Raw genomic sequence first — 20,853 nt, forward strand, 5'->3', positions numbered from 1 at the left:
TTCTGTGGTTGGGCTGCGTCAGTCCAGCGCAGCGATCTTGATCTGATCCTGCTCCAGCCAGACCTGGACGGCCTTGCCACGCAGGTCCATGGGAACATCGTCCAGCACCTTGTAGTGGCCAGCGATGGCAACCAGTTCGGCGTGGAAGTCGCGGCAGAAGATGCGCGCGTCAGGGTTGCCCTGGGCGCCGGCCAACGCGCGGCCACGCAGGGTACCGTAGATATGGATGCTGCCGTCGGCGATGACCTCCGCCCCGGCACCGACCGTACTGAGCACAGTCAGGTCGCAGTTCTCCGCATACAGCTGCTGGCCCGAGCGCACCGCGTTGCGTTGCATGCGCCCAGGCGCCGGCCGCGCGGCGGGCGCTGCGGGTTCGGCACGCGCCGGTGGTGGCGGGGGCGGCGGCGGGCTCACCGCGGTCGGCTCGTATTGCGCACGGAACTTGGCCAGCAGCGGTACGCCGAGCTGCTGCGAGAGCAGGTCGATCTCGCTGGTGCCGTAGGCCAGTGCCACCGGCAACACGCCGGCATCGCGCAGTCCGTCCAGCAGCGCCTTGGCCGTGGCCAGGTCCGGTACCTGCGACAAGCCGCCGAAATCCAGGATCACCGCCGCGCGTCCGAACAACTTCGGCGCGCGGGTCACGCGCTCGCGCATCTCGCGCACCAGGCGCGGCACGTCCAGCGTGCGCACGCGCAGGTTGGCAATGCCCACCTGGCCGATCTTCAGTTCGCCGGCCTGTTCAAAATCCACATTCACGCTCGCCACGCCTCAGCTCCCCATCGACGGGTTGTCGGTGGCGGCGGCATGACGCGGCCGGCCGACCCACGGCAGGTGGTCGGGCAACTTGCCGGCATAGGTCTCCTTGACCCACGGATAGCTGCACATGTCTTTCATCAGCATGCTGGCGCGCACCTCGACATCGGCCATGGTGTTCTGGCCGACCTCGCGGAAGCCGAAGCTGCCATGGAACAGCAGCGCCGCATCGGCGCCATGGTCCAGGAACACCTCGCAGGCCAGTTGCGGGTAGCGCAACTCGGTGTAGCTCTGCACATCGGCGTAGAACGCACGCCCGACGCCACCGCCGCGACGGCGGCTGGCGACCACGATGCGGTCGATATAGAAGAATTCCGGGTAACGGTCCCGGAACCAGGCGAAATTGCTGCTGTCATGCGCACTGCCGCTACCGAACCCGACCAGGAACCCGGCCAGGTTGCCGTCGCGCTCGGCGACGCGGAAATATTCGGCCTGCTCGTAGAAACGTTGCAGCTTGGTTGAATCCAGCGGCAGGATTGCCAGTCCGGCATTGTTGTTCAGGGCCAGGACGGAATCGAGCTCGTGCTCGCGCACGTCGCGGATAACGATCGACATTGGGACTCCGTGGGGTAACGCTCTCGACCCGAAATCGGATCTGCGTCGGATTATTGCATGCGTGGCCTGAAGCGGCGACCCGCCGTATGCTGCCAGCCAGGCATGAGAACCGACTGCAGCATGCCGATGCCGGCAGCTCCTGCTGCCAGGGCCGGCGTGCCGTGCCACACGCATGCATGACTTCCGGCAAGAGGGCAGCCGCCCGGCGAGCGCCTAAGATGCCTGCATGTTGGGATACCTCAGTCATACGCGCGTCCTGCGCTTCGCCGGCCTGTTCACCTGGGCGATGATCGCCATGCCCTTGGTGTACACCTACTGGCCGGCGGCCGAAGAGGGCGACCACCGCAGCGTGGCCGAAGGCCTGCTGATGTCGGCGTTCTTCGTCGGCTTCGGCGCCAGCTACTTCTGGCTGACCCGCGGCCTGAGCAGCGGCGGCCATGCGCATTGGTACGACCGGCTGATCCTGCTGCTGCTGACCATCTTCGCGCTGGCGGTCAGCTATCTGAGCGGGACCGGGCTGGGCAGCATCCTGATGATGGTGGCGGCCGGGGTGATCCCCTGGCTGCTGCCGCTGCGCATCGGCGTGGCCTGGCTGGTGCTCAGCCAGCTGGCGGTGCTGCCAGTGTTCTATTACCTGCGCCCGGACTTCACCCTGTTCGCCGCGCTGATGCAGTCGCTGCTGTACGGCGGCTTTTCGATGTTCATCTTCGTGACCAGCCTGGTCGCGCGCCAGCAGACCGATGCCCGCGAAGAACAGCGCCGGCTCAATGCCGAGCTGCGCGCCACCCGCGCGCTGCTGGCCGAAAGCGCCCGCGTCAACGAGCGCACCCGCATCTCGCGCGAGCTGCACGACCTGCTCGGCCACCACCTCACCGCGCTGAGCCTGAACCTGGAAGTGGCCGGCCACATCACCGACGGCCAGGCCCAGGAGCACGTGCGCCAGGCGCATACGCTGGCCAAGCTGCTGCTCACCGACGTGCGCGAAGCGGTCAGCCACCTGCGCGACAGCGGCGCGATCGACCTGGAAGCGGCCCTGCGCCCGCTGGTGACCCAGGTGCCGTCGCTGGACATCCACCTGGACATCGCCCAGCCGCTGACCCTGGACGACCCCGAGCGCGCCCACGTGCTGCTGCGCTGTACCCAGGAAATCATCACCAATGCAGTGCGCCATGCCGGTGCGCGCAACCTGTGGATCCAGGTGCGGCGCGATGCCGACACCGTGTTGATCGACGCGCGCGACGATGGCCACGGCGCCGACACGGTGGCGCCCGGCAACGGGCTGCGCGGCATGCGCGAGCGGCTGAACCAGTATGGTGGGCAGCTCGAGATTCAAACCCGGCGGGGTGACGGCTTCGGCCTGCGCATCTCCGTCCCAGGCGCGCCGGCACTGATGCCTGCGGCCGTGACTCAAGGAGTGTTCTGATGATCCGTGTGTGCCTGGTCGACGACCAAACCCTGGTACGCCAGGGCATCCGCTCGCTGCTGGCGCTGGATAACGGCATCGAGGTGGTGGCCGAGGCCTCGGACGGCAAGCAGGCGGTTGAGCAGATCCCGCAGGTCCAGCCCGATGTGGTGCTGATGGACATGCGCATGCCGGTGATGTCCGGCCTGGAGGCGCTGCAGATGCTCTCGCGCAACGGCACGCTGCCGCCGACCATCATCCTGACCACCTTCGACGACGACCAGCTGGTGCTGGCCGGGTTGAAGGCCGGCGCCAAGGGCTACCTGCTCAAGGACGTCTCGCTGGAACAACTGGTCGGCGCGATCCGCACCGTGGCCGACGGCGGCTCGCTGGTGCAGCCGGCGGTGACCCAGCGCCTGCTGTCGGGCCTGGAGCACATGCGCAACGAGTTCGTCAGCCTGGACCGGCCCGATCCGCTGACCGACCGCGAGACCGAGATCCTGCGGCTGATGGCCAGCGGCTTCTCCAACAAGGAGATCGCCAATTCGCTGGGCGTGGCCGAGGGCACCATCAAGAATCACGTCTCCAACATCCTGTCCAAGCTCGGCGTGCGCGACCGCACCCGCGCGGTGCTGAAGGCCTTCGAGCTGCAATTGGTCTGATCGGCAGCGCAGGCGGCGCGGCGTGCGGCATGGCGGCCACGCGTGCGCGACGCTGCGCGTACGCCAGGGCACCCGGCGGGGTGGTCTGGTCGTTTCCGACCTGATCACGCACGCGGCCGGGAGGCAGAACGTGGCGCCGGCGGCAATCGCATCACACACAGGCATCGCGCGATGTGCATGATAGCTGCGCGCAATCTGACCAAACCCTTGTGCAGGTTGGGGTTGCGCACTCATGGGCTGCGCGGTTGCGTGGTGGATGACACCGCAAGACCGCGCTACCCGTCGCACAACTGAACATCTTTCTCGAAGCCTGCTAGGATGGCGGCTTCGCTTCACTCAACCCGGCCGTGGGATCGGCCCCGGAGACCTCCTGAATGACCCGTATTATCGAGTTCCTGATCGCCTTGGGGATCGTGGCTGGCTTGTTTGTCGTGGTGGGCTTGGTGTTGCCCTCGGAGCGGCAGATGTCCGAGAGTGTTGAGACCAACCGCAGGATGACGATTGTTTACGACACCGTGAACAGCTTCCGTCGTTTCAAGGATTGGAACCCGCTTGTGCTGCGTGACCCGAAGATCCAGCTGAAGCTGGTAGGCCCGAACGAGGGCAAGGGTGCACGCGTCGAATACAGCTCCACCGAAGGCTATATCGGCGACGGCAGCTGGGAGATCACCAACAGCGTCAAGAACGAGCGTGTTGAGATTTCGATCGACGATCCCACCAAGGGCTACGACAAAGTCACCAACTTCACCCTTGCGCCAACCGGCAAGAACAACAAGAACGTCAAGATCACCCAGGACTACAGCGTCAAGTACGGCTGGAACCTGTTCGGTCGTTATGCCGGCCTGTATGTCAGCCGCCACGTGGGCGATGACCTGAAGCTGGGTCTGTCGCGTCTGGCGACCGCGCTGGCGACCGTGCCGAATTTCGACTACCGCGCCCAGCTCGACGGCAAGCCGGTGTTGAGCGATCTCAAGCTCGTCGATGTGCCGGCCGAGGACCTGCTGGTCGTCAACGCGGGCAACATCGATCGTGACAACGAGACGATCAAGAAGTCGATCAAGGACAACCAGGAGTGGATCAAGCGCGTGATGGACGCCAACGGCCTCGAGGCTGCTGGTCCGGTCCGCATCGTGACCACCGACTTCGCTAGCGACAAGTACGCGTTCGACGTCGTGCAGCCGGTCCGCAAGCGTGCCGGTGGCGCGCCGAAGACCGATGCCAAGGCCGACACCGCCAAGGCCGATGCCAAGAAGGATGACGCCGCGGCTGCCGCACCTGTGGATGCAACCCCGGTTGCTGCAGCGGGCGAGGAGTTGAAGGTCAACATCCCGTCGGAAGCACCGGTCAAGTACGAGCGCACCAAGGCACACCGTTCCGCGTTTGCGACCTACGCAGGCCACATGGCCGGCCTGGACGCAGTGCGTAGCTCCCTGCGTGCCTGGGCTGCCACCAACGGCAACGACGTGACCGAGCGTCCGTACGAGTCGTGGAAGGGCGGCGTGGACAAGTCGTTTACGCAGGACGGTACCTACGACGTCTACTGGGCCATCAAGTAATCGTCTCACCACGATGATCTGATCCAGACGAAAACGCGCCGCAGTCCTGCGGCGCGTTTTTTTTTGCGCCACGGCGCTGCAATGGAATCGCCTTTATGTCACTGCTCGAACGTCGCAAGAAACATCCGTCGCTGCTGGCGTTTTGCGGCGCCTTGCTGGCCGCCAGCGCGGTGGGCCTGTCGGCCTATGCCTCGCACGGGGTAGCCGATGCGCTGGTGCAATCGCGGCTGCAACTGGCAGCGCTGTATGCGTTTGGCCACGGTGCCGTGCTGACGGTACTCGGCGCCACCGAAACGCGCGCGCTTGGCCGGCTCGGCCTGTATCTGCTGTTGCTCGGCACGCTGCTGTTTGCCGGCAGCCTGGTCGGCGGCGCGCTGCTGCACTGGCCCACCAGCCTTGCACCGGTGGGCGGCGTCAGCCTGATGCTGGGCTGGGCGATGCTGGCGATCGGCGCGTTGAGGCGCTGAGCATGCCGCGCCATGCCCGCGGATTCGATGTGGAGGCCGCCTTCGCGCACCTGACCCGGCGCGATCGCGCGCTGGGCGCGTGGATGAAGCGCATCGGCCCGATCGCCGCGCAGCCGGGTTGGCGCAAGCCGTTCGATCCGGTGGACGCGTTGGCGCGCGCGATCCTGTTCCAGCAACTCAGCGGCAAGGCCGCATCGACGATCGTGGCGCGGGTGGAGGCGGCCATCGGTGCGCCGCGCCTGCATGCAGACACGCTCGGTCGCATCGACGACGCGGCACTGCGCGCGTGTGGCGTGTCCGGCAACAAGTCGCTGGCGCTGCGCGATCTGGCGCGCCGCGAGCGCGACGGCGAGATTCCCTCCCTGCGCAGGCTCGCCTTCATGGACGAGGAAGCGATTGTGCAGGCGCTGATCCCGGTGCGCGGCATCGGCCGCTGGACGGTGGAGATGATGCTGATGTTCCGCCTGGGGCGCCCGGATCTGCTGCCCGTCGATGACCTGGGCGTGCGCAAGGGCGCCCAGCGCGTGGACAGGCAGGAACAGATGCCCACGCCGAAGGAACTGGCCATCCGCGGCGAACGCTGGGCCCCGTACCGCAGCTACGCCGCGTTTTATCTATGGAAGATCGCCGACTTCAGCGTGGCAGCCAAAGTGCCGACGCCGCGCTCGCAGGAGTAGGGCGTTGCAGTGCGGTGCGTGCGGCTTGCCGCGCGCATTACGCCGCCGACCAACGCCAATGCCAGGGCTCGTAGATGATGCCGTAGGGATTGTCGCGCGGATAACTCAGCCGGTAGCCAAAGCGATCCGCGTTGTCGCGCAGCCACGCGAAGGCCGGCGTGGTCTCGAAGGATTCTTCCACCGGCGGCTCGCCGGGCGTGCCGATATCCAGTGCATCGCCGCTGTGGTGTTCGCTGAAGCCGGGCGCGGTGTTGACCTCCAGGATCTGCGGCACCGTCAGGCCGCGCGCCAGCTTGCGTTCGAAGATCGCCAGTTGGTAATCGTGGCTGCGATACCCGGACAACGCATCCAGCAGCACGCCAGCGCGTGCAGCGTCGGCCTGCATCTGCCGCCATGCACGGCTTGCGCCGGCGCTGAGCCACAACGGCCGTGCAAAACGATCGCGTCCGGCAAAGTGCAGGGCAGCAGGTTCGGCCACCAGGCTCAGCCCGGTCTGCCGTGGATACGCCTCCACGTCGATTTCCAGTTGCGCCAGCCGCTGCTGCACGCCGCTGACCGGCAACAGCGTGTTCGTACGGTCCGATGCACGCCCGCCTGGCAGTTCCAGCAGCGCCAGTGCCTCGTCCAGCCCCGGCTCGTACGCCAGTCGCGGGATCAACGGCATCACGCCCTGCGGCAGATGCGCGGCCAGGTAGCGTCCGTCGCGCTTGCGCCGCAGCAGCCAGTCGGCCTGCGCCAGCACGCGTGCATCCGCATTGCCGCGCGCACGCAGCAGGTCTGCCGGCCACAGTTCGATGTCGGAGGTGTTGAACAGAAAGCGTGGGGAGTTGCGCATCGCCGCAGCTTAGCGGGTGCCACGTGAGGGCTGCCAGTCCGGAGCGGCGCGAATGCTGGCGTGCGCCGATAGAGATGCTCCGTTGAGCAGCGGCGGGGCGGATGCATGCGAGCGGAAGCTGATCCGTTCTGACGATCACTCACGTCTGTGCTTGTTCTCAACCGGGCTTACTTTCAAGCATCGGCGTCCTTGTCGCCCTGCGGCTTCGGCAGGCGCCCGGCCTTGCGTAGCGCATCGCGCAGCACGTATTCGATCTGCGCGTTGAGGCTGCGCAGTTCGTCGTCGGCCCAGCGCTGCGCGGCGGCCAGCACGTCGGCGTTGATGCGCAGCGGGTAGGCCTTCTTCTCGCTCACTCGCGCTCCTGGCGGCCGCTGTGGCGGCGCAGGTGCATCACCATCGACACGATCAACACATTCACACCGACGAGCATGCCGATCACCACCGCATAGATGCCGGCGCGGTTGTCGCCGGCCCAGTACAGGCAGGCAGCACCGATCAGGATGACCAGGCTGATCAGGGCCCAGCGCAGCCCCAGGCCGCGCGCGCGGTCGTCGTCGTCCGCACCGATGGAGGCGGCGATTGCCAATGCAGGCAAGCCGGAAAGCGCGACGACCAACGGCACCATGACATTCATTGCATCACCTCAATACAGCGAGCCGGCGTTGACCACCGGTTGGGTGCCACGATCAGAACACAACACGGTGAGCAGGTTGCTGACCATGTGCGCCTTGCGCTCTTCGTCCAGCTGCACCACGCCATTTTTCTGCAGCTCGGCCAGCGCCATTTCGACCATGCCCACCGCACCGGCGACGATGCGCGTGCGTGCGGCGATCACCGCATTGGCCTGCTGGCGTTGCAGCATGGCCTGGGCGATTTCCGGCGCGTAGGCCAGGTGGCTGATGCGCGCTTCGATCACGTCCACGCCGGCCTGGGTCAGGCGCTCGTCCAGATGGCGCTTGAGCTGTTCGCTGATTTCGGCCGGATGGCTGCGCAGCGAGATCTGATCGTCTTCGTGCTGGTCGTACGGGTAGCTGGTGGCCATCGCGCGCAGCGCCGCTTCGGACTGGATATGCACGAAGCTTTCGTAATCGTCGACGTTGTAGACCGCCTCGGAAGCGTCCAGCACCTGCCACACGATGACCGCGGCGATCTCGATCGGGCTGCCGTCCAGTTCGTTGACCTTGAGCCGGCCGCTCTCGAAGTTGCGCACGCGCTGGCTGACCCGGCGCTTGGCATAAAAGGGGCTGTTCCAGCGCAGGCCCGGGTCCTTGACCGTGCCGACGTACTTGCCGAACAGGCTCAGCACCGCCGCCTGGTTCGGCTCCAGCGTGTACAGGCCGGCCAGCATGAAGATGCCCGCCGCCACCACCAGCAGCGCAATCAGCAGCCCGCCTGGAGTCGGGCTGCCGGCCGCCAGGGTCGTGAGAATGAACCAGGCGGCGCCCGCGAACGCGGCGCCAGCGGCGAGGATGACCGGGATGCCCGGCAGTGAGCTGATCGGCTTCTCTTTCATGAGGTGGGTGTCCTTGGGGAGTTCAAAAAAGATATCAAAGTGATATCAGTCGCTGCAAGTCGTGCGGTCGGCGGCTATGGTGACGGCCCGTTAGAATGGCGGCCCCCTCCCGATCTGGACTGCGCTCATGACTACTCTCGGCACGCCGTTGTCGCCTTCCGCCACCCGCGTGTTGTTGCTGGGCTCGGGCGAGCTGGGCAAGGAAGTGGCGATCGAATTGCAGCGCTTCGGGGTGGAAGTGATCGCCGCCGATCGCTATGCCAACGCGCCGGCGATGCAGGTCGCGCACCGTTCGCACGTGCTGGACATGCTCGATCCCCAGGCGCTGCGCGCGCTGATCGCCCGGGAGCAGCCGCATCTGATCGTGCCGGAGATCGAGGCGATCCATACCGAAACGCTGCTCGCGCTGGAGCGCGAGCAGGGCCAGCGGGTCATCCCGACCGCGCGCGCCGCACGCCTGACCATGGACCGCGAGGGCATCCGTCGCCTGGCTGCCGAAACGCTGGGCCTGCCGACCTCGCCGTATCGCTTCGTCGACACGGCTGCCGAGTATCGCGAGGCGATCGCCGCGGTGGGCCTGCCGTGCGTGGTCAAGCCGGTGATGTCGTCCTCGGGCAAGGGCCAGAGCACCCTGCGTAGCGAGGCGGACATCGAGGCGGCCTGGGACTACGCGCAGACCGGCGGACGTGCCGGTGCCGGCCGCTGCATCGTCGAGGGCTTCATCGACTTCGATTACGAGATCACCTTGCTGACCGTGCGGCATGCCGGCGGTACCTCGTTCTGCGACCCGATCGGGCATTGGCAGAAGGACGGCGACTACCGCGAGAGCTGGCAGCCGCAGCCGATGTCAGCGGCCGCCTTGCAGCGCTCGCAGCAGATCGCGCAGGCCATCACCGACGACCTGGGTGGTCTGGGCCTGTTCGGCGTGGAATTGTTCGTCAAGGGCGACGAGGTGTGGTTCAGCGAGGTCTCGCCACGCCCGCACGACACCGGCCTGGTCACGCTGGTCTCGCAGGAGCTGAGCGAATTCGCCCTGCACGCGCGCGCGATTCTCGGCCTGCCGGTCGGTGCGGAAAACGGCGGCGTGATCCGTCAGAGCGGCTCCTCGGCCTCGTGCGCGCTGCTGGCGCACGGTCACGGCGTGCCGGTCTTCGACAATGTCGCGCAGGCCTTGCGCGACCCGGACACCGCGCTGCGCCTGTTCGGCAAGCCGCGCGTGGACGGTCACCGCCGCGTCGGCGTCACGCTGGCGCGTGCCGACAGCATCGACGCCGCGCGCGCGAAGGCGCGGGTAGCCGCAGAGGCAGTGCAGATCCAGCTGGACTGAGCGCTGCGCGGGTCATGGCGCGGTTGCGGCAACCAGCCGCAATCGCGCCACGACACAAGCAACCACCCGACGCGTCAAATCCTCAATCCCGAATCACCGTTGCCGAATCACTGCGCCCCAGCCACATCCACCCAAACCGCATGATGATCGCTGCCATCGGCGATCGCCGCTTCCGGCGTGGCGCTGGCGGGCCAGAAGATGCCGCTGCCGACCAGGGTGAACTGGCGCGAAGGCAGCACGTAGTCCAGCCGCATCGTGCCCGCCTGCGGCCCGAAGTCGCCGGTGACCTGGTGCGGGTCGCCCGCATGGGCAATGCCTTGCGCGGCGTATGCGGCGGTTTTTTCCGGGCCGCCTGCACTGTGCGGCGTGGGGTACTGCAGCACCCGCGGGTGCGTGATCAAGGCGCGGATCGCATCGTGCCGGCCGGCGCCGTCGACCGGGTCGTTATTGAGGTCGCCGAGAATGACGAAGCGCGCATCGGCGGGCAGCCCGCCGCAGCGGCCCTGGTCGTCGCACAGCCAGCTGGCGTCCTTGGGATTGTCCAGATACTCGCGCCACAGCCGCAGCTCGTCGTGGTTGCGGGCGACGTTACGCTTCTCGGCGCCATCGAACACCGGCGGGGTGGGGTGCGAGACCAGCGCGTGCACCACACCGAGCGGCGTGCGCACCGGCACGTCCCAATGCGATTTGGACGACAGCCGCAGTTGCGCCCAGATCGCGTCGCGATAGAACGCTTGTTTGCTGGACGGGTCGGTCGGGCGCAGCGCACCCGGCAGCGCGCTCCATTTCAGCAACTGGAAACTGCGCACCGCCTGCGTGTCGATCGGGTAGCGCGACAGCACCAGCATGCCGTACTGGCCGGGATGCAATCCGTAACCCCAGGCATCGTTGCCGCGGGTGCGGCCATCGCCACCGACGCTGCCGTTGTTGTCCAGATCCAGGCCGCTCGGCACGCCGGTATTGACCGGGGCCAGGTAGCGATACGGGTAGCGCAACGCTGCGCCGCCGCCCGGCTGGGCGACCTGCAGATAGCGCTGCTGAAACAGATCGGCGGCGCGGTGCTCGGGGTCGAAGTCGAACTCGTTGAGCAGCACCAGATCCGGACGCACCCGCTGCAGCACCGCGGCGATCTTGCGCGCATGCGCGCTGTCGCCCTGCAGTTCGCGCACCAGGCCGCCGGCCTGATCCGAATACAGCGAGGTGTTGTAGGTCGCGATGCGCAGCTGGGCCGGCGCGGAGGCGGCAGTTGCCTTGGCGCTTGTCTCCGGAGAGGTCGCCTGATGGGCGCAGGCGGCGCAGAGCGCGGTCAGCGCAAGCAGTAAGAGAGGTCTGATCATCGCGATATTCTCGCATGTGCAAGACGACAGCCCGATGTCGTCCCGGCGGGGTTCACCCTTCCGGTGCAGCGGCAGGAAGCCCGCGCCATTGGCGGCCGTCGTAGGCCTCCAGCGCGCTGAAGCGGCGCTTGTAGTTCATCTTGGCATGGCCGTCGATCCAATAGCCCAGATACACATGCGCGCGGCGCTCGCGTTGCGCCCACTGGATCTGCTGCAGGATCGCAAAGGTGCCCAGGCTGCGCGCAGTGGCATCCGGTGCGTAAAACGTATAGACCGCCGACAACGCATGCTCGGTGACATCGGTGACCGCAACGGCGAGCAGCCGCCCAGGCGCATGCGCCACCGCCGGTTCGCGGATTTCCAGGAAGCGTCCATGCGACCAGCCGCCGATCAGGAACTGGTCGAATTCGGTGGCGCCATGCTCGTCCATGCCGCCGCCGGGATGGCGGTGCTTGAGGTACTGCCGGTACAACGCGAGTTGTTCGTCGGTGCGCTCGGCAGCAACCACGCGCACCACCAGGTCCTGGTTGCGCGCCAGGCAGCGGCGCTGGCTGCGATCGGGCCGGAACGCATCCACCGCGATGCGCACCGGCACGCAGGCGCGGCAACGTTCGCAATGCGGCCGGTAGACCAGATCACCGGAGCGACGGAATCCCCATGCCAAGGCCTGCGGATAGATCGCACCCAGACGCGGGTCGTGTGGATCCAGCACCAGGTCGCGCGCACGGCGCTCGGACCAGTAGCCACAGGCATGCTCGCCGGTCTGGAACAGGCGCAGGTCGTCATGGGTGTCGGCGTGGATGGCCATGGCGTCAGGATAGCGCCTGCGCGTCGCAACGGCGGCGACTGTCCGCCGGATGAATACGCCCGGTTGCCGCGTCAACGCGCACGCCGATGGCTCGTTGATGTGGGTGTTGGTGGCAGCGCACGGTGGATCCGGATGCGCCACCCACGCGATGCGGCCCATGCAGGTGCCGCGTGTGGTTCCCACATTCCAGGAGTTTCTCATGACGTCTCGCAAACCGTTTTTCGCACTGGCCGTGCTGGCTGCCCTGTCCACCGGCGCGGTGTTCGCCGCTCCGCCCGCAGCCGGCGATGCGCCGCGTCCTGCCAAACTCGACAAGAACGGCGATGGCGTGATCGATCGCAGCGAAGCCGCCGCCGACCCCAGGCTGGCCGCACAGTTCGACACGCTGGACACCAACAAGGACGGCAAGCTGTCGCGCGACGAGCGCCCGCATCATCGCGGCCCGGGGCGCGGTGGACGCGGCGAATGGCTGAGCAAGCTCGACACCAACAAGGACGGCCGCATCAGCCGCGAAGAAGCCAAGGTCGACCCCAAGTTCGCCGGGCGCTTCGATGAGATGGACATCAACAAGGACGGCTTTGTCGATCGCGCCGACCGTGAGCTGCGCATGCAGCAGCATCGCGATGCGTGGTTTGCCAAGGCCGATACCGACAAGGACGGCAAGCTGAGCAAGGCCGAGTTCGATGCCGCATCCAAGCAGCGTGGCGAGCATGGCCGCTGGGGTCAGGGCGAGCATGGCGATCACGGCAAGCGTCCGATGCCGGCCAAGCCTGCCGCGGGCAACTGAGTTCATCCAGTCGCTTACCCGGTCGCAGTGCTGCGACCGGGGCAGCACTGACGTCACACGCAGCATGTAAACCGCAACACGCAACAAGGCGCCGATCGACCAACGGCCTCCCGCGCAAGCAGGAGGCCGTTTTTGTTGACTGGAGTGGCCGCACTTGCCGCATGCGGCGATGGCGCCACGCCGGGATCAGAGCATCCCCAGCTTCATGTAGTGCCGCACGATGGGCAGCATGACCGCCGCCGTGCTCAGCAGCATCGCGGCCGGGCTGAACATGCAGCGATACAGCAGCGGTGCCCGCGTGGTGCCGCGCCGTTGCGCATCGCGTTCCAGCATCGGGCGCATGACGCGTGGCAGCACCCGGATGGATTGGTAGTTGAGCACCGCCATGCCTGCGCCCAGCAACAGCAGCGACGTCCATGCGCCGGCATCCAGGCGTTTGAGCAGCAGCGTGCTGCCCACCACCAGCACCGACGTCAGCGTGGTAATGTGCAGGAAACGACGAATCGCCGCTGCTTCGGCGGCGGTCTGCGCAAAGCGCAGCAGATACCAGCACGACCAGTACGTGCCGACGCCGGCAACCAGCACGGCGCCGGCGGCGAACAGCGACGGCAGGCCGAGCCAGAGGCTTAGCGCACCGGCGGCGCTACCCCCGCCCAGGGCCGAGCCGGTCAGCCCGCTCACGCCTAATTTGCCCGCGCCCCCCATGCCGGTCAGCACGATGGCCGCGCTCGCCGTCCCCGGCGCGGCAAGCAGGGTTGCCGAGGTCACCGCGGTGGCAAAGGCCACGCTGGGCGCGCTGGCACGGGCGAACTCGCCGAACCGGCGCAGCAGCTCGCCGCGCACGCTGGCACGTGCCCGCGACAGGCGCTTGCGCACGGCCGCATCGCTCAGGCCGAGCAGCGAGGCAACCTGCCGCGAACTCTGGCCTTCGCGATAAAACAGCAGCAGCGTCTCGCGGCTTTCTTCGGGCAATGCAGAAATGATGTCGAGCGCGGCGATCTCTTCTTCCACCTGCAGCAACTGGTCGGCGGGCGAGGGGGCCGGGTCGGCGGCCATCGCGATCGCCAGGTCCGCCGCTTCGCCGCTGAGCGCGCGATGCCGGTTGGCGCGCAGCCAGTCGCGCGCCAGGTTGCGGGTGATCTGCCGCAGCCACGGCAGGAAGCTGGCCGGCTGATGCAATTGCGCCAGCCGCTGCCAGGCGCGCAGGAAGGCCTCCTGGGCGATGTCTTCGCTGGCGGCGATATCGCGGGTGATCGCCAGTGCGATGGCGGTCACCGTGTTCTGGCAGGCGCGCACGATGCGGCCGTAGGCCTGCTGGCAGCCGGCGGCGGCGACCGGCAATTCGCGTTGCAACATCAGGTCCAGCGTGTCGGTGTGCATCGGCGCAATCCATGTCCTGGTCCCAGCATGACGCAGGCGAGCAGCGGATGTGACCGAGGTGATGGCGGTGGCGCCTGGCGCAGCGCCGGGTGACTGCGCTCAGCGCGCCGGCTGGATCCGTACACGCACTTCGTCGTCCTCTGCGGCGGGCGGTGCGGTGGTGGCGGGCGCTGGCTGCGCGGCCGGCGGTGCCACTGGCCTGGCCGCATCCGGGGCATTGCGATGGCGCAGCACCACGAACATGGCGACCGCGCCGATCACCAGCAGCAGCACCAGCCGGATGCGCCAGGCCCAGCTGCGCGCATTGGTGCTCGAGCCGTTTTCGCCGTCGCGGAAGGTGTACTCCACATTCGGCAGGTCGCGGCGGGTGGTGTCGAGCAGGCGTGCGTCGCGCAGCAGATCGCGGGCGCGCGGCTGGTCGTCGGCGTGCACGATCCACACCGTGGGGTAGGCCTGGGCGTTGCCCTGTTCGAGATAGCTGAACTGGCCGCTGCGCTTGCTCTCGTAGGAGCGGCCGTTGCTCATGCGCACGTCGATACCGGCGTTGCGCAGGAGATCGGCCACGCCTTCGGCGGTTTCGATACGTTGACTGCTGAAGATCTTGCGCATGCTTAAGGGGTGCCAGCAATTGCCGAGCAGGGCGCGCTGCGAATGCGCTTGCTCAAGCTGAAAGAAAGGAGCGGCAAGGACGTCGATCCAGGCCGGAAGGTGCAGGCGGCCATCAGCATGCCTGCGCGCGACGAACGCGGTGCAGCGATCAACATGGCGAGTCGTTTGCCGGCACCGCGATCGCGCTGCCGTCGGGCACCACCCGGATCAGGCCTTCCTGGGTGGTGCTGGCGACCAGTACGCCATCGCGGGTGAAGAACTGCCCGCGCGCCAGGCCGCGCGAGCCCTGTGCGGTGGGGCTGTCGAGCGAATACAGCAGCCAGTCGTCGGTGCGGAACGGGCGGTGGAACCACAGCGCGTGATCGAGCGAGGCCATCTGCACGTTCGGCGTGTAGTAGCTGATGCCATGCGGAAAGGTGGAGGTGCCCAGCAGCTGAAAATCCGAGGCATAGGCCAGCAAGGCCTGGTGCAGGCCGACGTCGTCGCCGACCGGGTCGCTCAGGCGCAGCCACATCTGCTGGAAGGGCGGGCGCTTGGGCGGCTTGAGTTCGTCGCGCGGAAACACATGGCGAAACTCGAACGGGCCGCCACGCGACAGCCAGCGCTGCACCTTGGCAGGCAGTTTCTCCAGCACCTCCGCTGCCAGCGGCGGGGTGGGTTCGATGTCTTCGGGCGGCGGCACCACCGGCATCGCGGACTGGTGTTCGGCGCCGTCTTCGCGCTGCTGGAACGAGGCCGCGCAGAAGAAGATCACCTTGCCATGCTGGATCGCGGTGACCCGGCGCACCGAAAAACTGCCGCCATCGCGGGTGCGGTCGACGTCGTAGACGATCGGGTGGTCGATATTGCCGGCGCGCAGGAAATAGGCATGCAGGGAGTGCGCCTGGCGGCCGTTGTCCACGGTGGCCTGCGCGGCGGCCAACGCCTGGCCCAGCACCTGTCCGCCGAACACGTACTTGGTGCCGATGTCGCGGCTTTGGCCGCGGAACAGGTTGTCTTCCAGGCGCTCCAGCGACAGCAGGCTGATCAGTTCGGAGACGACGGGTTCGGCAGTGGCGGACAAGGGGCTGGCCTGGGCGTGCGACGGACCGCGATTATAGCGGGCCGCCCCCTGCGCGCCGTGCGGGAGCGCCTTCAGGCCTTCTGCAGCCGCGCCACCAGGCCGTGCAGGGCGGCCTGCGCATCCGGCGCGTACCAGCCGTCGATGAAGCGCTCCAGCTGGATCAGCTCCGGCGCCAGTGCCGCGCGCAGATCGGCGCGCGCAATCGCGCGCGTGGTCAGCATCGGCTGGCGCGGCAGCTGCTGCAGGTCCTGCAGCCAGGCTACCGCGCGGGCGGTGACCAATTCGCCATCGACCAGTTCGTCGACCAGGCCGATCGTGACCGCCTGCTCGGCCGGCAGCAGCTGCCCGGAGATCAGCAGGCGCTCGGCGCGGTGCGCGCCGACCACGCGGCGCAGCAGGCGCTGGATGCCTTCCGGCGCAGCCAGGCCTACCTGCACCTCGTTCAAGCCGATCGCATATGGTTTGGCGGTATCGGCGCTGCGTGCCATCACCCGGTAGTCGCAGCACAGCGCCAGCACGCAGCCGCCGGCCGGCGCATGCCCGCCGATGGCCGCGACCACCGGCACGCGGCTGTTGGCCAGCGCCTGCGCGGCCTCGAAGAAGGCCGTCCAGCTGGCCAGCAATGCGGCGCGGTCGGTGCCATGCGCCAGCAGGTGCGGCACGTCCATGCCACCGGAAAAGATCCGCTCGCTGCCCGACAGCACGATGCCGTCGGTCTCCTCGCCGGCCTGCTGCACCGCAACGCTCAGGGCCTGGCACAGCGCGCTGTCCAGTGCATTGACCGGCGGGCGCGCCAGACGGATTTCGCGAAGACGGCCATGGTCTAAGATCTGGATGCTCATTCGGGGCTCCTGGAGGTTGGGTCATGATAGACGGCAGTCGAAGCAGGCAGCGCATGTACGCACGCGTGCTCGGTGCTTGGGTGATGCTGGCAAGTGCAGGCGCTGGCGCGCAGTGCCTGCCCGAGTTCAAGGGCGGCTGGATCCGCATTCCGCCACCCGGTGGCATGGGCATGGCAGCGGGCTTCGGGCAGTTCCACAATGGCTGTGCGCAGCCGTCGAAGGTCACCGCGGCCAAGAGCAGTGCGTTTGCCGATGTGTCCATCCACGAGACCACGCAAACCAACGGTGTCAGCCGCATGCGCGCGGTGCCGGAGCTGGCATTGCCGGCCGGTAAGTCGGTGCCGCTTGCACCGGGCGGCCTGCATCTGATGCTGATGGAAGCGCGTGCGCCGCTGCAGGAAGGCGCGCAGGTGCCGGTGACCTTTACCTTGCAGGATGGCCGCGAGGTCAAGACCACGCTGCAGGCGCGCAAGCGCGCGCCGGGTTCGTAAACGCGCGCAGTGTGCGGCTGAGCGGAGTCTGGGTCCTGCAGTGTTTGCCGAGCCCACTGCGCGATGTTGCCGATCAAACGCGATGCGTGGTGGCGAGCAGGCTGCCACTTCACGGTGTCGGTCTCGATCGCGCGGCCTGTCGGTGGTATCGCGCAGCGGCATGACAGGAGCGCTGCAAACAACAACGGCGGCTCCCGGAAGAGCCGCCGTCGTCTTATGGCGCTGGAGAGCCAACGCGCAACTGGCAAATCTCAGCTGCTGGCGGCGCGTACCGCGTCCGGCAGCGATGCGCTCTTGCCGGTCTGCGTATCGATCCACACCACCACCACGTTGCCATCGGAATACAGCACGCCCTCGTCCTTCTGGTCGAGGATGCGGTGGCCGATGGTGATGCTGCTGCTGCCCAGGCGCTCGACGAACAGTTCCACCAGGATGTCGTTCGGCCATATCAGCGGGCGCTTGTAGTTGACGTTGGTGGCCGCGACCACCGGCGCGATGCGGTCGGTCATCGCCACGCCTTCAACGCCCAGCATCCAGCGCACGCGCGCTTCCTCCAGGTACGAAATGTACTTGGCGTTGTTGACATGGCCCATGCTGTCCATGTCGCGCCAGCGCACGCTGATCGGGATGCGTGCCAACACCTTGTGCTCTTCGCTCATCAGCTTGCCTTCTTCTTTGCGGTTTTCTTGGTGGCGGACTTGGCGACTTTCGCCACCTTCTCCGGTTTGATCTTGCGTGGCGGGCGCGCATCGGGCTTGTTGGCCATGGCCGCCGGCCGGGTCTCGCGCGCCTTCACCGACGGCAGCATCTTGGCCAGGAACTGCCCGGTGTAGGACGCCTTGTGCGCAGCCACATCTTCCGGCGTTCCGGAGACCAGGATGCTGCCGCCGCGATGGCCGCCTTCCGGGCCCAGATCCACGATCCAGTCGGCGGTCTTGATCACGTCCAGATTGTGTTCGATCACCACCACCGTGTTGCCCTCGTCGCGCAGCTTGTGCAGCACGCCGAGCAGCGCTTCGATGTCATGGAAGTGCAGGCCGGTGGTCGGCTCGTCGAGGATGTACAGGGTGCGTCCGGTATCGCGGCGCGACAGCTCCTTGGACAACTTGACGCGCTGCGCCTCGCCGCCGGACAGCGTGGTCGCGCTCTGGCCCAGCTTGATGTAACTCAGGCCCACATCCACCAGCGTTTCCAGCTTGCGTGCGATCGACGGCACCGGCTCGAACAGCCGCAGCGCGTCCTCGACGGTCATCTGCAGCACGTCGCTGATGTTGAAGCCCTTGTAGCGGATCTCCAGCGTCTCGCGGTTGTAGCGCTTGCCGTGGCAGACATCGCAGGGCACGTAGACGTCGGGCAGGAAGTGCATCTCCACCTTGATCAGGCCATCGCCCTGGCAGGCCTCGCAGCGGCCGCCGCGCACGTTGAAGCTGAAACGGCCCGGCGAATAGCCGCGCGCACGCGCTTCCGGCACCTGCGCGAACAACTCGCGCAACGGCGTGAACATGCCGGTATAGGTGGCTGGATTGGAACGCGGCGTGCGCCCGATCGGCGACTGGTCGATATCCACGACCTTATCGAACAGATCCAGATTCTCCACCTCGCGATGCGCGGCCACCGGATGCGAGGCGCCGTTGATCTCGTTGGCCGCCAGCGAGAACAAGGTGTCGTTGATCAGCGTGGACTTGCCCGAGCCGGACACGCCGGTGATGCAGGTCAACAGGCCGGCCGGAATATCCAGGTCGACATTCTTCAGGTTGTTGCCGGTCGCCCCGCGCAGATGCAGCATCATCTTCGGGTTGGGCTTGTGGCGCTGCTTGGGAATCTCGATGCGGCGCTTGCCCGACAGGTACTGGCCGGTCAGCGAGCCGGGCGCATCCAGGATGTCCTGCAGCGTGCCCTGCGCGCAGATTTCGCCACCGTGCACGCCGGCGCCGGGGCCGATGTCCAGCACGTAATCGGCCAGGCGGATCGCGTCTTCGTCATGCTCGACGACGATCACGGTATTGCCCAGATCGCGCAGCCGCGTCAGCGTGCCCAGCAGGCGTTCGTTGTCGCGCTGATGCAGGCCGATCGACGGCTCGTCCAGCACATACATCACCCCGACCAGGCCGGCGCCGATCTGGCTGGCCAGCCGGATGCGCTGCGCCTCGCCACCGGACAAGGTATCGGCCTTGCGTTCCAGGGTCAGGTAATCCAGGCCCACATCGACCAGGAAGCCCAGCCGCTCGCCGATCTCCTTGACGATCTTGCTGGCGATCTCGCCACGCCAACCCGGCAGCGACAAGCCGCGGAAAAAGCTCAGTGCCTCGTTGACCGGCAGCACCACCAGCTCGGGCAGCGGGCGGTCGGCGACGAACACGTTGCGCGCGGCACGGTTCAGGCGCGTGCCGTTGCAGGCCGGGCAGGGCTGCTGGCTGACGTACTTGGTCAGCTCTTCGCGCACGGCCGGCGATTCGGTTTCGCGGTAGCGGCGTTCCAGGTTCGGCAGGATGCCCTCGAAGCGGTGCTTGCGCGTGGTGCGCCCGCCCGCATCGGTGAAGTAGGTGAAACTGATCACCTCATCGCCGCTGCCGAACAGCACCGCCTGGCGCACCTTGGCTGGCAGCGTGTTCCACACCGCGTCCACGTCGAACTTGTAGTGCTTGGCCAGCGAGGCGATCAGCTGGAAATAATAGGCATTGCGCCGATCCCAGCCGCGCACCGCGCCGGCCGACAGCGACAGCTCCGGATGCACCACGACGCGATCCGGGTCGAAGAACTCGGCCACGCCCAGGCCATCGCAGCTCGGGCAGGCGCCCACCGGTGCGTTGAACGAAAACAGCCGCGGTTCCAGCTCCGGCAGCGAGTAATCGCAGACCGGGCAGCTGTACTTGGACGAGAACAGGTGCGGCGCCGCGGCCGGGTCGTCCAGCGACTGCACCGCGACCATGCCTTCGCCGAGCTTGAGCGCAGTCTCGAAACTTTCCGCCAGCCGTTGCTTGATGTCTTCGCGCGGACGGAAGCGGTCGATCACCGCCTCAATGGTGTGCTTCTGGCGCAGCGCCAGCGGCGGCACCGCGTCGATCTCGTATAGCTCGCCATCCACGCGCACGCGCACAAAGCCCTGCGCGCGCAGCTGCTCGAACACCTGCGCATGCTCGCCCTTGCGCTCGCGGATCACCGGCGCCAGCAGCATGTAACGCTGCTCCTGGTCCTGCGTGAGCATGTGGTCGACCATCTGGCTGACGGTCTGCGCCTCTAGCGGGAAGCCGTGGTCCGGGCAGCGCGGCTGACCGACGCGCGCGTACAGCAGGCGCAGGTAATCGTAGATCTCGGTGATCGTGCCGACCGTGGAACGCGGGTTGTGCGAGGTCGACTTCTGTTCGATCGAAATCGCCGGGGACAGGCCTTCGATGTGGTCCAGGTCCGGCTTTTCCATCACGCTGAGGAACTGGCGCGCATACGCCGACAGCGACTCGACGTAGCGGCGCTGGCCTTCTGCATAGATGGTGTCGAACGCCAACGACGACTTGCCCGAGCCGGACAGGCCGGTGATCACGATCAGTTTGTCGCGAGGCAGGTCGAGGTCGATGTTCTTGAGGTTGTGCGTCCGCGCGCCGCGGATGCGGATGAAATCCATCGCCATGGGGGATCCGATGTCGGGCCGGCGAACCGGCAGTGGTGCGAGCGTGCTCAGCAGGAATGAGTGGCAGTCGATCAGCCTACCCGCCGACCTAGGTGAGGGCAATT

The 20,853-nt window shown here is 67.1% G+C and carries 22 protein-coding genes; 8 read left to right on the plus strand and 14 right to left on the minus strand.

Annotated elements, in window-relative coordinates; translation table 11 throughout:
• Positions 1-18: 18 nt before the first annotated feature.
• Entirely contained in the window at positions 19-765 is a 747-nt protein-coding gene (minC, locus tag ACCQ04_RS05990) for a septum site-determining protein MinC (RefSeq protein WP_016901690.1), read from the minus strand.
• Positions 766-768: 3 nt separating this feature from the next.
• Positions 769-1,368: a GNAT family N-acetyltransferase gene (locus tag ACCQ04_RS05995; protein WP_054590901.1), complete on the minus strand. Its 600-nt coding sequence runs from the start codon at positions 1,366-1,368 to the stop codon at positions 769-771.
• Between the two features lie 226 nt (positions 1,369-1,594).
• Here ACCQ04_RS05995 and ACCQ04_RS06000 point away from each other — a divergent pair, with 226 nt between their 5' ends.
• The 5 genes from ACCQ04_RS06000 to ACCQ04_RS06020 all read left to right on the plus strand — a co-directional run bounded on the left by ACCQ04_RS06000 (position 1,595) and on the right by ACCQ04_RS06020 (position 6,132).
• Complete coding sequence (locus ACCQ04_RS06000) at positions 1,595-2,791, plus strand: sensor histidine kinase (protein ID WP_016901692.1); 1,197 nt, start codon at positions 1,595-1,597, stop codon at positions 2,789-2,791.
• Complete coding sequence (locus ACCQ04_RS06005) at positions 2,791-3,432, plus strand: response regulator (RefSeq protein ID WP_016901693.1); 642 nt, start codon at positions 2,791-2,793, stop codon at positions 3,430-3,432. The genes ACCQ04_RS06000 and ACCQ04_RS06005 overlap by 1 nt, the downstream gene beginning before the upstream one ends.
• Positions 3,433-3,806: 374 nt before the next feature.
• The gene (locus ACCQ04_RS06010; RefSeq protein WP_024939464.1) at positions 3,807-4,988 is read left to right on the plus strand and encodes a polyketide cyclase; all 1,182 of its coding nucleotides are present in this window, start codon (positions 3,807-3,809) and stop codon (positions 4,986-4,988) included.
• Positions 4,989-5,083: 95 nt separating this feature from the next.
• Entirely contained in the window at positions 5,084-5,455 is a 372-nt protein-coding gene (locus ACCQ04_RS06015) for a DUF423 domain-containing protein (RefSeq protein WP_154831632.1), read from the plus strand.
• A gap of 2 nt (positions 5,456-5,457) precedes the next feature.
• A complete protein-coding gene (locus ACCQ04_RS06020; RefSeq protein ID WP_154831633.1) occupies positions 5,458-6,132 on the plus strand; it encodes a DNA-3-methyladenine glycosylase family protein in 675 nt (224 codons plus the stop codon).
• A gap of 37 nt (positions 6,133-6,169) precedes the next feature.
• Here ACCQ04_RS06020 and ACCQ04_RS06025 read toward each other — a convergent pair whose 3' ends face one another.
• From ACCQ04_RS06025 to ACCQ04_RS06040, 4 genes are all read right to left on the minus strand, one after another.
• A complete protein-coding gene (locus tag ACCQ04_RS06025) occupies positions 6,170-6,967 on the minus strand; it encodes a M15 family metallopeptidase (protein ID WP_226426678.1) in 798 nt (265 codons plus the stop codon).
• Positions 6,968-7,140: 173 nt separating this feature from the next.
• The gene (locus tag ACCQ04_RS06030) at positions 7,141-7,320 is read right to left on the minus strand and encodes a type II toxin-antitoxin system antitoxin (RefSeq protein ID WP_024939461.1); all 180 of its coding nucleotides are present in this window, start codon (positions 7,318-7,320) and stop codon (positions 7,141-7,143) included.
• Positions 7,317-7,601: a hypothetical protein gene (locus ACCQ04_RS06035; protein ID WP_016901699.1), complete on the minus strand. Its 285-nt coding sequence runs from the start codon at positions 7,599-7,601 to the stop codon at positions 7,317-7,319. The genes ACCQ04_RS06030 and ACCQ04_RS06035 overlap by 4 nt, the downstream gene beginning before the upstream one ends.
• 9 nt (positions 7,602-7,610) lie before the next feature.
• The gene (locus ACCQ04_RS06040) at positions 7,611-8,480 is read right to left on the minus strand and encodes an SPFH domain-containing protein (RefSeq protein WP_046342015.1); all 870 of its coding nucleotides are present in this window, start codon (positions 8,478-8,480) and stop codon (positions 7,611-7,613) included.
• Between the two features lie 127 nt (positions 8,481-8,607).
• Here ACCQ04_RS06040 and purT point away from each other — a divergent pair, with 127 nt between their 5' ends.
• Complete coding sequence (purT, locus tag ACCQ04_RS06045; protein ID WP_226426677.1) at positions 8,608-9,807, plus strand: formate-dependent phosphoribosylglycinamide formyltransferase; 1,200 nt, start codon at positions 8,608-8,610, stop codon at positions 9,805-9,807.
• A gap of 107 nt (positions 9,808-9,914) precedes the next feature.
• Here the strand turns inward: purT and ACCQ04_RS06050 are convergent, their stop codons facing one another.
• Together ACCQ04_RS06050 and ACCQ04_RS06055 are read right to left on the minus strand one after the other, a co-directional pair.
• Positions 9,915-11,144 carry an endonuclease/exonuclease/phosphatase family protein gene (locus tag ACCQ04_RS06050; protein WP_226426676.1) on the minus strand — a complete coding sequence of 410 codons (1,230 nt, stop codon included), beginning with the start codon at positions 11,142-11,144 and terminating at the stop codon, positions 9,915-9,917.
• Between the two features lie 52 nt (positions 11,145-11,196).
• Positions 11,197-12,111 carry an arginyltransferase gene (locus tag ACCQ04_RS06055; RefSeq protein WP_046342018.1) on the minus strand — a complete coding sequence of 305 codons (915 nt, stop codon included), beginning with the start codon at positions 12,109-12,111 and terminating at the stop codon, positions 11,197-11,199.
• Between ACCQ04_RS06055 and ACCQ04_RS06060 the strand changes: the two genes are divergently transcribed.
• Positions 12,002-12,739 carry an EF-hand domain-containing protein gene (locus tag ACCQ04_RS06060; protein WP_372358708.1) on the plus strand — a complete coding sequence of 246 codons (738 nt, stop codon included), beginning with the start codon at positions 12,002-12,004 and terminating at the stop codon, positions 12,737-12,739. The genes ACCQ04_RS06055 and ACCQ04_RS06060 overlap by 110 nt on opposite strands.
• Before the next feature lie 186 nt (positions 12,740-12,925).
• Here ACCQ04_RS06060 and ACCQ04_RS06065 read toward each other — a convergent pair whose 3' ends face one another.
• The 4 genes from ACCQ04_RS06065 to ACCQ04_RS06080 all read right to left on the minus strand — a co-directional run bounded on the left by ACCQ04_RS06065 (position 12,926) and on the right by ACCQ04_RS06080 (position 16,633).
• Positions 12,926-14,119 (minus strand): RNA polymerase sigma factor, encoded by a 1,194-nt coding sequence (locus ACCQ04_RS06065; protein ID WP_226426674.1) that lies wholly within the window; start codon positions 14,117-14,119, stop codon positions 12,926-12,928.
• A 99-nt stretch (positions 14,120-14,218) separates the two neighbouring features.
• The gene (locus ACCQ04_RS06070; RefSeq protein ID WP_016901706.1) at positions 14,219-14,728 is read right to left on the minus strand and encodes a putative signal transducing protein; all 510 of its coding nucleotides are present in this window, start codon (positions 14,726-14,728) and stop codon (positions 14,219-14,221) included.
• 148 nt (positions 14,729-14,876) lie between these two features.
• The gene (gene tesB, locus ACCQ04_RS06075) at positions 14,877-15,791 is read right to left on the minus strand and encodes an acyl-CoA thioesterase II (RefSeq protein ID WP_016901707.1); all 915 of its coding nucleotides are present in this window, start codon (positions 15,789-15,791) and stop codon (positions 14,877-14,879) included.
• A 71-nt stretch (positions 15,792-15,862) separates the two neighbouring features.
• Positions 15,863-16,633 (minus strand): enoyl-CoA hydratase/isomerase family protein, encoded by a 771-nt coding sequence (locus ACCQ04_RS06080; RefSeq protein WP_104561675.1) that lies wholly within the window; start codon positions 16,631-16,633, stop codon positions 15,863-15,865.
• A 53-nt stretch (positions 16,634-16,686) separates the two neighbouring features.
• Here ACCQ04_RS06080 and ACCQ04_RS06085 point away from each other — a divergent pair, with 53 nt between their 5' ends.
• Positions 16,687-17,124, plus strand: coding sequence for a copper chaperone PCu(A)C (locus ACCQ04_RS06085; protein WP_046342023.1), 438 nt, complete (start codon positions 16,687-16,689; stop codon positions 17,122-17,124).
• Positions 17,125-17,375: 251 nt separating this feature from the next.
• On the opposite strand, the gene ACCQ04_RS06090 is transcribed toward ACCQ04_RS06085, so the two are convergent.
• Together ACCQ04_RS06090 and uvrA are read right to left on the minus strand one after the other, a co-directional pair.
• Positions 17,376-17,783, minus strand: a complete 408-nt coding sequence (locus ACCQ04_RS06090; RefSeq protein ID WP_024940078.1) for an acyl-CoA thioesterase — start codon at positions 17,781-17,783, stop codon at positions 17,376-17,378.
• On the minus strand, positions 17,783-20,749 hold the full coding sequence (gene uvrA / locus ACCQ04_RS06095; protein ID WP_046342024.1) for an excinuclease ABC subunit UvrA: 2,967 nt from the start codon (positions 20,747-20,749) through the stop codon (positions 17,783-17,785). Before uvrA ends, ACCQ04_RS06090 begins: the two co-directional genes overlap by 1 nt.
• Positions 20,750-20,853 lie beyond the last annotated feature (104 nt).

Source organism: Xanthomonas sp. NCPPB 2866 (genome assembly GCF_041475745.2).
Taxonomy (GTDB): Bacteria; Pseudomonadota; Gammaproteobacteria; order Xanthomonadales; family Xanthomonadaceae; genus Xanthomonas; species Xanthomonas arboricola.